The 13,458-nt window shown below is 65.4% G+C and carries 8 protein-coding genes; 6 read left to right on the top strand and 2 right to left on the bottom strand.

The annotated features are described in order from the left end of the window. Positions 1–225 precede the first annotated feature (225 nt). From WFP78_RS16970 to WFP78_RS16945, 6 genes are all read left to right on the top strand, one after another. Positions 226–3,219, top strand: coding sequence for a TonB-dependent receptor (locus tag WFP78_RS16970; protein WP_336964989.1), 2,994 nt, complete (start codon positions 226–228; stop codon positions 3,217–3,219). Between the two features lie 80 nt (positions 3,220–3,299). Continuing rightward, complete coding sequence (locus tag WFP78_RS16965; RefSeq protein WP_336964987.1) at positions 3,300–4,256, top strand: purple acid phosphatase family protein; 957 nt, start codon at positions 3,300–3,302, stop codon at positions 4,254–4,256. Continuing rightward, positions 4,253–5,752: a phosphoesterase gene (locus WFP78_RS16960; protein WP_336964984.1), complete on the top strand. Its 1,500-nt coding sequence runs from the start codon at positions 4,253–4,255 to the stop codon at positions 5,750–5,752. The genes WFP78_RS16965 and WFP78_RS16960 overlap by 4 nt, the downstream gene beginning before the upstream one ends. 61 nt (positions 5,753–5,813) lie before the next feature. Continuing rightward, positions 5,814–7,844: a TonB-dependent receptor gene (locus WFP78_RS16955; RefSeq protein WP_336964981.1), complete on the top strand. Its 2,031-nt coding sequence runs from the start codon at positions 5,814–5,816 to the stop codon at positions 7,842–7,844. A 73-nt stretch (positions 7,845–7,917) separates the two neighbouring features. Beyond that, the gene (locus WFP78_RS16950) at positions 7,918–8,607 is read left to right on the top strand and encodes a response regulator transcription factor (protein ID WP_336964978.1); all 690 of its coding nucleotides are present in this window, start codon (positions 7,918–7,920) and stop codon (positions 8,605–8,607) included. Beyond that, positions 8,604–9,974: a sensor histidine kinase gene (locus WFP78_RS16945; protein ID WP_336964975.1), complete on the top strand. Its 1,371-nt coding sequence runs from the start codon at positions 8,604–8,606 to the stop codon at positions 9,972–9,974. The genes WFP78_RS16950 and WFP78_RS16945 overlap by 4 nt, the downstream gene beginning before the upstream one ends. Positions 9,975–10,183: 209 nt before the next feature. Here the strand turns inward: WFP78_RS16945 and WFP78_RS16940 are convergent, their stop codons facing one another. Together WFP78_RS16940 and WFP78_RS16935 are read right to left on the bottom strand one after the other, a co-directional pair. Further along, the gene (locus WFP78_RS16940; RefSeq protein ID WP_336964972.1) at positions 10,184–12,571 is read right to left on the bottom strand and encodes a TonB-dependent receptor; all 2,388 of its coding nucleotides are present in this window, start codon (positions 12,569–12,571) and stop codon (positions 10,184–10,186) included. Positions 12,572–12,606: 35 nt separating this feature from the next. Continuing rightward, complete coding sequence (locus WFP78_RS16935; RefSeq protein ID WP_336964970.1) at positions 12,607–13,341, bottom strand: phosphatase PAP2 family protein; 735 nt, start codon at positions 13,339–13,341, stop codon at positions 12,607–12,609. Positions 13,342–13,458 lie beyond the last annotated feature (117 nt).

Genomic DNA, 13,458 nt, shown 5'->3' with positions numbered 1-13,458 from the left:
CATGTAGTTCCGCTTAATATTGCGATCCATCCTGCCCATTATACTACAGGATTTTCGCGATATTCTACGGTTCAAAATGGGATTGGATAGCTGTGCGGCGATGGGGAGGCATTTCGTCTTTCCAGAGCAGCAAAGGCATAGCCGCACCAAGCGGCATTTCATTCATGTCTGAAGCCAAACGTCCCCCCGGTGAACGGGTCGCCGGGGACAAGGGGGAATTTTGTCATGTCGATATTCCGTTTCCGCCGCCGCAACGAATTGCTGCTCGGCGCCGCCGCCATCGCCATTGCGCTGCCGGGCATGGCGCACGCCGCCACCCCTGCAAGCCCCGATGCCGCCAGCATGCCGCTCCCCGATGCCGCCGCCAATGAAGGCCAGGTGAGCGGTATCGTCAGCAACAGTTCCGGCCTCTTCCTGCAGGGCGCCGAAGTCCGTGTCGTCGGCCTCGACGTGGTGGGCGTGACCGATTCCGCCGGCCGCTTCTTCCTGCAGCGCGTGCCGGCCGGGCAACAGCATCTCACCATTTCCTATTTCGGCATGGAGACGAAGACCGTCGAAGTGACGGTTGTCGAGGGCCATACGGCCATGGTGGAGGCCGCGCTGGTGCCGCCCGCCGCCAATGGCGACATCGTGGTCAGCGGCCGCAATCCGATCGCGGAATCGGAAGAAGCCGCCATCCAGCTCAAGCGCGCGTCCACCTCGCTGGTCGACGTGATCGCGGCGGACAGCATCGGTCGCTTCCCCGACCAGAATATCGCCGCCGCGCTCAGCCGCCTGCCGGGCGTGAGCGTGGGCCGCGACCAGGGCCAGGAGCGCTATATCAGCCTGCGCGGCTCGCCCTCCTACTGGACGACGCTGGCGTTCGACGGCGTGAACGTGATCAGCCCGGCCGGCCGCGAAGCGCGCTTCGACACCATCCCCTCGGCGATCGCGAGCAAGGTGGTGGTGCGCAAGGCCGTGACCGCCGACATGCCGGGCGAAACCGTCGCGGGCAATGTCGACGTCATCACCCGCAGCCCGTTCGACTATCCGGGCCTGAAGGTCGCCACCGATATCGCCTATGGCTATAATGACCTGGGCCAGGGCAAGCAGTATAATATCGGCGGCTTCGTGTCGGATCGCTTCGCGCACGACACGATCGGCGTGCTGCTGTCCGCCTCGCGCTACCAGCGCGACATGGTGACCGACAATTTCGAGAATAGCTGGGAAATCGCGCCGGAAGACCTTGAGCCCGGCCATGAGAACCGCGTGTGGAATGCGAAGACCCAGAACAAGCTCTATCGCCTGAAACGGTCCAACACATCCTATTCGGGCCGCATCGAATGGCGCCCGGGCAATCGCAGCCGGGTGTTCCTGAGTTCCATCTACACCCAGTTCCGCGACGACGAGCTGCGCAACGCCGAAGTGTTCGACCTTGACCAGGATGCGGTGAAGACCACCGACACCAGCTCGCCCGCCTCCAAGCCGCGCACCGGCTATGCCGACATCCGCACCGGCAACACGCCCCTGCAGGGCACGTTGCACGGCGCGGAGATCGAAAGCACGCTCAACAGCAATTCCTCGCGCCAGAGCATCTTCACCAACACGCTGGGCGGCACCCAGGAGTTCGACACCTGGAAGGTCGACTGGCGGCTCAACTACACGCGCGCCGACGATTCGAGCAAACCGCCGTTCGAATCCGCGTGGCAGAGCCCCAAGGATTTCACCAGGCGCCCGACGCTCGTCTATGACTTCACCAACCCGAACTTCGCCCAGGTGCATCTGTTCGACACGGTCAAGAATGCGGACGGCACGTTCAGCACCGGCGCCGCGCGCCCCTCTATCGCGCCGGACGAACTGGATTTCGCGAGCATGACGCGCAACCGCCAGCTCGACCGGACCAACGCCTATACCGCGCGGATGGACGTGGAGCACGACCTGTCGCTGTTCGGCGCGGACACCGAGCTGCGTTTCGGCGCCGAATATGACAAGCGCACCAAGCGGTCCGACAGCACCGTGCTGGAAGTCACCGCCGCGGACCTCAAGAGCGCCGGCCTGCCGATCCCGACACAGGGCACGATCAGCATCGACGATCCGTACAAGGGCAAGCTGCCGCTCGGCTATGGCTTCAAATATTTCTCGAACGACCTCGGCCAGGCGCTGTTCGACAGCTACATCGACAAGGGCATCGCCCATGTCCAGGCCGACACGAGCGAGCAGAACAACTACGAAGTCAGCGAGGAGGTGGCCGCCGCCTATCTGATGGGAACCACCTATTTCAACTGGGGCAACATCGTCTACGGCGCCCGGGTCGAAAAGGTGCGCAACACCGGCGACGCGCTGTCGCAGACCGACGACGGCTATATTCCCACGCATGTCGCGAGCAGCGATGTCTCGGTCTATCCCAGCGTGCATATCAACTGGGATATCAACCACGACATGAAGTTCCGCCTCTCGTTCAACACGGGTGCGGCGCGGCCCGACTATGACCAGCTTCGCCCGAACTTCTCGTTCGACGATCTCGAACAGGTGGTGTCGGGCGGCAATCCGCTGGCAAAGCCGGAGCGGGCGAAGGGCGTCGACGCCTATTTCGAATGGTACATGCCCTCGCGCGGCTTCTTCTCGGTCGGCGCCTATTACAAGGATCTGCAGGACATCCTCTATGATGTCGAGCTGCCGACCTTCGGGCTGGACGTGCTCAACTCCGGCACCGTCGATCGTTCCGACTACAAGTTCCAGACGATCGCGAACGGCGGCAGCGGCCATATCAAGGGTGTCGAATTCGCCTATGTCCAGCCGCTCGAAGGCCTGTTGCGCAGCATCGGCATGCCGGATTGGGCGCAGGGCTTCGGCGTGCGTGCCAATATGACGATCAACGACTCCAGCGCCACCACGCCGGACGGCCGCAAGACCGACCTGCCGGGTTCCTCGCCGCTGATCTACAATCTGTCGGCCTATTATGAACGCTACGGCCTCTCGGCCCGGGTGAGCTACCAGTGGCAGGCCCATTATCTGGACTCGATCGGTTCGGACCCGGTGATCGGCGATACATTCTGGGCCGATGTCAGCCGCCTCGACGTGTCGCTGCGCTATTCGCTCAACGAGCGGGTCCAGTTCTACATCGACGCCAACAACCTGCTCAACGAGCCGGGCATCCGCTATCAGGGCGATTTCCAGCACCAGATCGAGCATGAGACCTTCGGCCGCCGCTATCTTGCGGGCGTCCGCCTGGGCTTCTGATCCCCGCGCCCGACACCACCGGTCGCGGCGTGCCCGCGGCCGGTGGCTTTCCCGCTTCCCCCTTTTCGAAAAGAACCGCCATGTCGATCGACATTTCCCGCCGCGACCTCATGGGGTCATTCACGGCCGCTGCCGCCGCCACTGCGCTCGCGCCGCTGGAGGCGGAGGCCAGGGCCGCCAGCCTCAATTTCCTTTCCATCGGCGACTGGGGGCGGAACGGCAACGGCCACCAGCGCGACGTGGCCGTCCAGATGGGCAAGGCCGCCGAGGAGACCGGCGCGCGCTTCACGGTCAGCGTCGGCGACAATTTCTATGGCTCGGGCGTCGCTTCGGTCACCGATCCGCAATGGCAAAGCTCGTTCGAGGAGGTGTACAGCGCCGGCTCGCTCCAGCACCGCTGGTACGCGGTACTCGGCAATCACGACTATAAGGGCGATCCGCAGGCGCAGATCGACTATTCGAAAGTCAGCCGGCGCTGGACGATGCCGGGCCGCTATTTCATGGTCGAAGGCAGCAGCATCGGCGCGCCGCATGTCGACCTGTTCATGATCGATACGCCGCCGATCATCACCGGCTATCGCGACGAGCCCGCCGAAACGGCGCAGCATCATGTGCACGACCAGAATCCCGAGGCGCAGATCGCCTGGCTGGATGCCGCGCTCGCAAAGTCGCGGGCGCCATGGAAGCTGGTGTTCGGCCATCATCCGATCCGCACCGGCGGCCAGCATGGGCCGAGCAAGGACATGATCGCCCATGTCCAGCCGCTGCTGAAGCAGCATGGCGTGCAGCTCTATGTCTGCGGCCACGATCACGACATGCAGCATATCGCCGCGGACGGCATGCATTACATCCTCACCGGCTGCGGCTCGACGGTGCGCCCGGTCACGACGGTCGAAGGCACGCGCTTCGCGCTGTCGCAATCGGGCTTCTCGCTGTTCCGGTCGACGCCCGGGGCGCTGACCGTGGAATTCCGCGATTACCTGGGCGCCACGGTCTATGCGGCGACCATCAACCCCGCTTCGGGAGACATGCTGTGAAACCCCTATGGTACAGCCTTTTCGTCGCCGGCCTGCTCGCGAGCGGCGCGGCATGCGCCCATGATATGGCGGGCGGCCTGATCGAGGGCGTGTCGAGCAGCGCCGATCCCTCGGCCTCCGCGGCCGGGCGGCACTGGCTGGCGGGCGATCACCATGTCCACAGCCAGTTCAGCGTCAGCTATCAGCCGGACCCGAACGATCCCGCCGCGCCTCCCAAGCCGGTGCTGGCGCAGGACGGCCGCTATCCGATCCCGAAAAATGCCGAAATGGCGCGCAAATTCGGCCTGCGCTGGATGGTTTCCACCGATCATGGCGGCCCGCTCCATTCCAAGGTCGATTATGAAATGGCCTATCCGGAACTGGAAGCGTCGCGAAAGGCGGTGCCCGAAGTGCTCCAGTTCTACGGCATGGAATTCGACACGCCGGCGGGCGACCACAGCAGCCTGATCATCCCGCGCACCAGCGCCGAGCGCGAGCAGTTGCGGGACATCGAATCGCGCTTCTCCAAGCGCGAGGCATGGCCCGCCGATCCGGCGCGCAACACCGAGCCGAAGATGATCGAGGCCCTGCGCTTCATGCGCGCGCAGGCGACGCCGCCGGTGGTGTTCGCCAACCATCCGGCGCGCTCGGCGAAGGATGTGGGCGTCTATGGCGAATATGCGCCGTCCGAATTCCGCAACTGGAACGACACCGCCCCCAATGTCGCCGTGGGCATGGAGGGCGCGCCGGGGCACCAGGCTGGTTCGCTCAATGCCGACGGCACGATCGACCCCAAGGGCGTGCGCGGCGGCTACAAGAATGCGCCGACCTGGGGCGGGTTCGACCAGATGACCGCGCGGCTGGGCGGCCTGTGGGATTCGATGCTGGGCGAAGGGCGCCACTGGTGGATCACCGCCACGTCGGATTCGCACAACAACTGGCGCGACGGCGGCAGCGATTTCTGGCCGGGCGAATATTCCAAGACCTATGTCTTCGCCCGCGCCGACCAGACCGACATCCTCGACGGGCTGCGCTCGGGCCGCGTGTTCGTGACCACCGGCGACCTGATTTCGGCACTCGATGTCAGTGCCGTCGCCACAGGCCCGCGCATGCGCCGCGCCGAGATCGGCGGCACGCTGCCCTTGCGTTCGGGCGACGATGTGGAGATCCGCATCCGGCTGCGCGATCCGGCGGGCGCGAATGCCGGCGGCCGCACGCCCGAAGTGGCGCGCGTCGACCTGATCGTGGGCGATGTCACCGGGCCGGTCGCGGACCGTTCCGCCGATCGCAATCCGACCGCGCATGTCGAACATCGCTTCACGCCCGCGCAATGGCAACGCGACGGCGAATATCTGACGATGACCTATGTGCTGAAGGGCGTGGCGCGGCCGCAATATGTGCGGGTGCGCGGCACCGGCACGCAGGAGCTGGAGCCGAGCCAGGACCCCAAGGGCGAAAATCCCTGGGACGATCTGTGGTTCTACAGCAACCCGATCTTCCTGACGCCCCAGAGCTGAGCGATTGCCCGGAGCGGCGCGCGCGGCGTGCATGATACGGCGCTCCGGCCCTGCCCGTCCCATGCATATCCTGCCTTATGTCCTGCCGCTCGCGGCGCTCGCCAGCCCTACTGTCGCACGGGATGCCAAGGCGGATGGCGCGGAGATCATCGTCAACGGGCGCGCCCTGCCACAGCTTGGCTTGGCGCGCTCGGCGTCGCAGGGCACAGTGGGCTATGACGATTTCAGCGACCGCCCGGTGGCGCGCGTCGGCGAGCTGGTGGAGAATGTGCCCGGCGTGATCGCCACCCAGCATTCGGGCAGCGGCAAGGCCAATCAATATTTCCTGCGCGGCTTCAATCTCGACCATGGCGCGGACTTCGCCGGCTTTCTTGACGGCGTGCCGCTCAATCTGCGCACCCACGGCCATGGCCAGGGCTATCTCGACCTCAATGTCCTGATCCCCGAGATTGTCGAGCGGATCGACTATCGCAAAGGCCCCTATTTCGCCGACGCCGGTGACTTCACGGCGGCCGGCACCGTGCAATTCACCACCGCCGGCCATTTGCCGCGCCCGATCACCGAAGCGACGCTGGGCAGCTATGGCCATGCCCGCGCGCTGGCGGCGGGCAGCAGCGAGGTAGCGGACGGCGACCTGCTGGTGGCGCTGGAAGCGGCTCGCACCGACGGCCCCTGGATACTCGACGAAAAGTTCCGCAAGCTCAATGGCTTCGCAAAATTCAGCAAGGGTGGCACGGAGGAAAATTGGAGCCTGGCGCTGAGCGCCTATCATGCTTCCTGGCGCGCGACCGACCAGGTGCCCGAACGCGCCGTGGAAAGCGGGCTGATCGGCCGCTTCGGCGCCATCGACGATGCCCTGGGCGGCAGGACGACGCGGATCGGGCTGACCGGCAATGCGCAATTCGGCGACACCCATGTCACGCTGTACGCGACGCGCTACCGGCTGCGGCTGGTATCGAACTTCACCTATTTTCTCGCCGATCCCGTGCTGGGCGACGAATTCGCGCAGCATGACGATCGCTGGGTGCTGGGCGGCGCGCTGGGCCACGGCCTCTATGCCAGGGTCGCGGGCATACCCGTGCGTGTCGATCTGGGCGCCGAGACGCGGCTGGACGCTATCGCCAGCGTCGGGATCGATCGCACCGTGAAAGGCGTGGCCATCGCCCCGGTGCGTGAAGACCGCGTGACGGAATCGAGCGGCGCGCTGCATGCCACCGTCACCGGCTATCCCACGCGCGCCGTACGCATCGCGCTGGGGCTGCGCGGCGACCTTTATGGCTGGGCCGTGCGTTCGCGGCTGGAGCCCGCCAATGCGGGCCGGGGCGCAGCGGCAATGCTCGAACCCAAGGCCATGCTCACCTGGCTCGCGGGCGAACATCTGGAACTTTATGCCGATTATGGCGAGAGCTTCCATTCCAACGACGCGCGCGGCGCCACCATCCGCATCGATCCGGCCAGCGGCGAAGCCGCGGCACGGGTCGACATGCTGGTCCCCGCACGCGGCGCGGAAATCGGCGCGCGCCTGCAATATTGGCGCTTCAACCTGACCCTTACGGGCTTTCACCTGAAGCTGGGCTCCGAACTGGTGTTTTCAGGCGATGCGGGGACGACAGAGCCCAATCTCGCCTCGGCACGCTATGGCATCGAGGCGACGGCCTTCTGGCGCCCGGCCGACTGGCTGACGCTCGATGCCGCGCTCGCATGGACCCATGCGCGCTTCCGGGGCGCCGCGGCGGGGGAAGACCGCATTCCCAATACGCTGGCGGATGTCGCATCGGCAGGCGCGGCGTTCCGGCTGGGCGGCGGCGTTTCCGGCACGCTGCGGTGGCGTCACATGGGCCCGGCCCCGCTGGTCGAGGACGACAGCCGCCGGGCGCGGCCGACCGATCTCCTCAATGCGGGATTATATCTCCGCACGGGCGCGGTGAAGCTGGGGGCGGAGATGCTCAACCTGCTCGATTCCGCCGATGCCGACATCACCTATTTCTATGTCTCGCGCCTTCCCGGCGAGCCCATAAGCGGTGTCGCGGACGCGCATTTTCATCCCGTCGAGCCGCGCCAGGTCCGCCTTTCGGCGACGCTTTCCTGGTGACGATCCGGTGGCCCATGGATAACGAAGCGCCATCGCCGCCCGGCATGGCGATCACAGCGCGAAGGGACAGGCGATGACCAGGAAAATCCTGCTTGTGGAGGACGATACCGCCACCGCGGATTTCCTTGCCACCGGGCTGGCCGATGCCGGCTATGCCGTCGACTGGCAGGCCGATGGCCGCAACGGCCTGGCGCGCGCGCTGCACGGCGACCATGTGGCGATCATCCTCGACCGGATGGTGCCCGGCATGGACGGGATCGCGCTACTCACGGCCCTTCGCGAGGCGGGGCGCGCGACCCCCGTCATCATCCTGTCGGCGATTGGATCGACCGACGAGCGGGTGAAGGGGCTCAAGGCCGGATCGGACGACTATCTGGTCAAGCCCTTCGCCCTTTCCGAACTGCTCGCGCGGCTGGAGGTGCTGCTGCGGCGGACCGCGCCCGGCGCGCAGCCTGCCGTCACGCGGCTCTTCTGCGACGATCTGACGATGGACCTGCTCTCCTCCCGCGTGGAACGGGCCGGCCGGGCAATCGCCCTTCAGCCGCGCGAATTCCGGCTGCTCGAATTCCTGATGCGCAACCAGGGCACCGTGGTGACGCGCACGATGATCCTGGAAGAGGTCTGGTGCTATGATTTCGACCCCGGCACCAATGTGATCGACGTTCACATCAGCAATCTGCGCAAGAAGATCGACGGGCCGGGCATGCCATTGCTGCTCCACACCGTCCGCGGCGCGGGCTACAGGCTTGGAACGGCCGCATGAGCCCTCGCGCGATCCGGGGCCTGCGGAAATCCACGACCGCCCGCTTCGTGCTGCTGCACCTGACGCTCAGCCTGGCGTGCATGCTGCCGATCCTGTTTTTCGTCTATATCCAGATCGACCGCATCCTCCTGAACGATTTTGCAAGGCCGCTGGAATACCGCAAGGGCAATCTCCAGCGCCATTATGAGCGCGGCGGGCTTCCCGACCTGACGCGCGCAGTGATCAGCCGTGCCAGGCGCGGAGACCAGGATGAGACGGCGATCCTGCTGGTCGGCCCGGATGGACGGAAGATCGCCGGAAATGTCGCGGCATGGCCGGCAGCATTGGCCGCGCCGGGGGATTGGACCCCCGTGTCGCTGCGCCGCGACGGGAAGGCGCAGGACGAGGGCTTTCTGGCGTTCGCCACGCAATTGCCATCGGGACACCGGCTGTTGCTGGGCGGATTGCTCGATGGACGCAGCGACATGCAGGTCGCGCTGCTTCTCGCGCTCGCCGCCGCCTTTGCGCTGGCCTTCCCGATCGGTCTCCTTGGCAGCATCATCATCGTGCGCGAGATGCACCGGATGGTCGATGCGATCGCGCGCGTCGGCCAGCATATCGCCGCCGGCGACCTCAGCCGCCGCGCCGAAAGCGACGGCAGCGGCGATCCGCTCGACCGGCTGGGCACGTCGCTCAACGCCATGCTGGCACGGATCGAAACGCTGGTGGAGGAGCACCGGCTGGTCACCGATGCGCTTGCGCACGATCTGCGGTCGCCGCTGACCCGCATTGTCGCGCGCATCGACCGGGCGCTGCGCGCTGCGCCCGGCACCGATCAGCGCGACCATTTCGAAGCCGTCGCGCATGAAGTCGATTCGCTGCTGCACATGCTCGACGGCACGCTGGAGATCAGCCGTGCCGAAGCCGGCATCGGGCGCAACGACTTCACGCATTTCGATCTGGCGGCGATGTTGCGCGATCTGTGCGAAATGTATCAGCCGCTGGCGGCGGAAAGCCATGTCACGATCGTGACCGAGGGCGACCGCGCGCTAGACCTGCACGGGAACCGTGGGCTGGTGGCGCGCGCGCTCGCCAACCTGATCGACAATGCCATAAAATATGGCGCCGCCGGTGGCTGTATCCGGATCGGCGCGACGCGAGGCAGAGACGCGATCCACCTGTTCGTCGCGGACCGGGGGATCGGCATTCCGGCCGACCGGCGGGACGAGGCACTGCGCAAATATCGCAGGCTCGACGGCGCGCGGGCCAGCCCGGGCAGCGGCCTTGGCCTCGCGCTCGTGAACGCCGTGGCATCGCTGCACGAGGGGATGCTCATGCTGGAGGACAACGAGCCCGGCCTGCGCGCGACGCTCCATCTCTCGCAATAAGCGACCTGTGAAGGTGCCATGCGACGCGGTGGCCGGATCGTCGGCATATTCGCCGGAGAGGCTGAGCACCGCCGCCGCGGTCTTGCGCGCGGCGCAGGCGTCAACATGCAGGACAGGCGTAAACGCCCAGATCGCCCAATGAGAGCGATATGGAAGGGCGGCCGACCCGAAGGCCGGCCGCCGCTCCTGCTTTCCGATTACCCCGGCTTTTAGAATTTCACGCGCGCATCGACCATGAACGAGCGCGGGGGAAGCATGTTGAACTGGTCATCCACGCCATAGGTCTTGCCGTTCGAGATCGCGGTGATGGAGCGATCGTTGAAGACGTTGGAAACCGTCGCGCCGATCCGGAAGTTTTGCGCGATTTCCTGGCTGATCGCGAAATCGCCAACGCTATAGGGCTGGATGCGATAGTTGCGGGCGCCGGTGCCGCCATATTCGCTCGCATATTGCGGGCCGGTATATTTCTGCGTGAACGACATGCGGAAGCCGTGATCGTTGTAGAAGGCGCCGAGCGCGGCGGTGGTGAACGGCGCCTTGGCGATCTGGGCGTCGGTCTGCACATTGCGCGCATAATTGTAGGAACCGTTGGCGAACAGCGTCAGCCCCCGCACCGGCATGACGCTGAGCTGCCCCTCGACGCCCTTGTAGCGGACCTGGCCAATGTTGACGAGCGCATTGGCCGGCGCGCCGGTGGAGGTGTCGCTCGCGATCTTGTTGTTGACGTCGATGATATAGCCATCGACGTCGATCGAGACCTTCTCGCCATGCCAGACGGTGCCGACCTGATAGTTGGTCGAGGTCTGGGGCTTCAATGCGGCGAGGTTCTGCTGCTGGATCGCCTGGGCGGTCGCGGAGTCGGTCGCGGTGTAGAAGCTCGACAGGTCGGGCACATACATGCCCTGCGCATATTGCGCATAGAATGCCCAGCTCGGCTTCACCTGCCAGTTGGCCGTCAGGAACGGCAGCGCCTTGGTCCAGGTCGCCTGCGTATCGATCGGCGAGCGCGACTTCTGGTTGACCGCGGCGTCGATGGAGCGGGTGAAGTGGACATATTTCACGCCCGGCGTGATCGCCAGCCCTTCCATCGGGCGAAATTCGAATTCGCCGAACAGCTGATACTGGTTCCAGTCCGAATGCTGGAGATAGCTGACATTGGCGAGCGAGAGCGGCGGCAGAGCGGCGTTGGCGGGAACGCCGTCGGCGAACTTCTCGATATAGGCGGGCTTGCCGGTGGTGCGGTCGAGGTCGAACAGGTGGCGGTCGGTCGCCGCATGTTCGAACCAGCCGCCCAGGCGGACCCTGCCCATCGAGAAATCATAGTTGATCTGGCCGATATAGCCGAGCACGCGATATTTGTTGAGCTTGTCATAGCCCAGGACGTCGTTCGCCGCAGTGACCTTCTTGTAGGGAGAGGCCGCCGTCCCCGCGCCGGTGAAGCCGGTGACGACGGTGCCGGTGTTCCCGGAGAAGGTGGCGTTGGTGTAGCCATACATATAGGCGCGATTGTCCATGGAGAACCCGCTGCCCAGATCGCTCTGCAGGCGAATATAGGAGAAGTCGGTGGTCTTGTCGGTGCGGTTGTATTTCCAATAATCCTGCTGGGTCGGATCGTCGCCCAACCCGTAGTTCAGCCCATTTTTGCCGATCTGCGAGGTCGCCGTGCAATTGTCGATGTTGAGCTGGGTGCCGTCGGGCAGCTTGTTGCCGCCCGTGCCGCAGGTCGCGCCCTTGAGCACGTCCGACTGATAATAATGGTTGCGGTTCCAGGTGGAGAGCAGCGTCAGCGTGTTGGACGTGCCGATGGGGATCACCGCTTTTGCAAAGAGGTTCTTCGAGGCCACCGGCGAGTTGGTCAGCGCACCATCGGATCGCAGATACTGCCCCGCGAGCACGAACTTCGCGCCGCCCAGCTTGTCGATCGCGCCGCTCTGGAGTTCGGCGCGGCCGATGAAGGTGTTCCAGATGCCGAGCAGGGCCTGTGCCTGGCCGCCCATCTCATCCTTCACCGCGCGCGAATACATGTTGATGTTGCCGCCATAGCTGGCCTGGCCCAGCTGGCTGGCATTGCCGGGGCCACGGTCGACCACCACCGTCTCGATCGTGTTGGACGGGAAGAAGGCAGTGGAATGGTGGGTGGGGTTGTTAGTGTCGGCGAAGGGAATGGAGTCATAGGTGACGTTGTAGTCGCCATCCTGGAAACCGCGGATCGTCGCCTTGGTCTCGCTGAAGCCCGCGCCGTTGCTGCTGCCGCTGATCGAAACGCTGGGCGTCAGCGCGATCAGTTCGTTGAAGTCGGCGCTAGCGACACTGTTGTCGATCAGTTCGCGGCTGACCGCCGCCTGCGGCTGCGTCGTCGTCAGCGAGGCGGTGATCGGCGCCGCCTCCGCCGCATGGGAGCCGGTCACGATGATGTCGGAGGATGTCAGCGACTGCTTGTCGTTCGCCTGCCCCGCCTGATTGGCGCTGGTCGACTGTTCGCCGCTGCCGGAGGCGGTATCCGCTGCCGGGCCGGCCGCAGCCGCATGGGCCGGCATCTGCGCGGCAAGGAGGCTGGTGGCGGCGAGCAAGGCTGCGCGCAGGGAAAGCTTGGTCATGATGGCCCTCGTTTCTTGTCTGGTCATATGCTGGATCAATGTGCGCCGAGTTCGGCGCGCGCGGCGGCGACCTGCGCGGAAAGGCGCGGGTCGGAAATCATCTTTTCGGCGGCGAGCACGGCCATGGCATGGCTTGCCTCAAGGTCCGACGGATAGTGGACGCCGCACAGCTCGCGGCTCATCGCATAATCCTGCGCGCGGGCGAGCAGCGCGGGCGCGCGATCGGGCATCAGCCGCGCCAGGGTCCAGCCGATGGACCAGCCGAAACCGGCATGGCCGCTGGGATAGCTTTTCTTCGATGCCTTGCCCTTGCTGCAATTGGGCAGGCTGGCGTCGATCATATAGGGACGTGGCCGGGCGAAATAGAGTTTGCCGGCGGCGGCGACGCGCTCGACTTCCTGCTGGATGATGGTGAGCAGCGCCATGGTGGCGGGCAATGTGCCAAGGTCGCGGCCGGTGGCATCGTTGAAGGCGGCGGGCTCTTCATGCTCGCCGTCCCAGCGGGCACGGGCGATCCGCTCGGGCGTGGCAGCGGCGATCAGCGCATGCAGCCTCGCCAGCTCCTGCTTCTCGACGACCGATCCAGCGGCGGGCGGTGGCGCAAAGGCATTGGCGGGCGCGAACGCGACCGGATCGAGCCAGCGCAGCTGTACGCCCTCCTGCGCGGCGGAGGCATCGGCGGATTGCGCCGGCACCGGCACCTGCGCCTGGGCGGAGGTTGCAAGAAGACAGGCCGCAAAAGCAGCCGCGAAAAGCCTGGTGGCCGGCATCTGAAAATCCCCGATTTTCGCCGGCATTCCGGCGGTTCGGGGTTCGACTATGTTCCGCCCATGACGAGTTTGTTACGCTCACCACGACGGCGGCCGGAATCCGCCAACATTGCAAAT

The organism is Sphingobium aquiterrae (assembly GCF_037154135.1).
Classification (GTDB): domain Bacteria; phylum Pseudomonadota; class Alphaproteobacteria; order Sphingomonadales; family Sphingomonadaceae; genus Sphingobium; species Sphingobium aquiterrae.
This window is presented reverse-complemented; position numbering and strand designations above follow the sequence as displayed.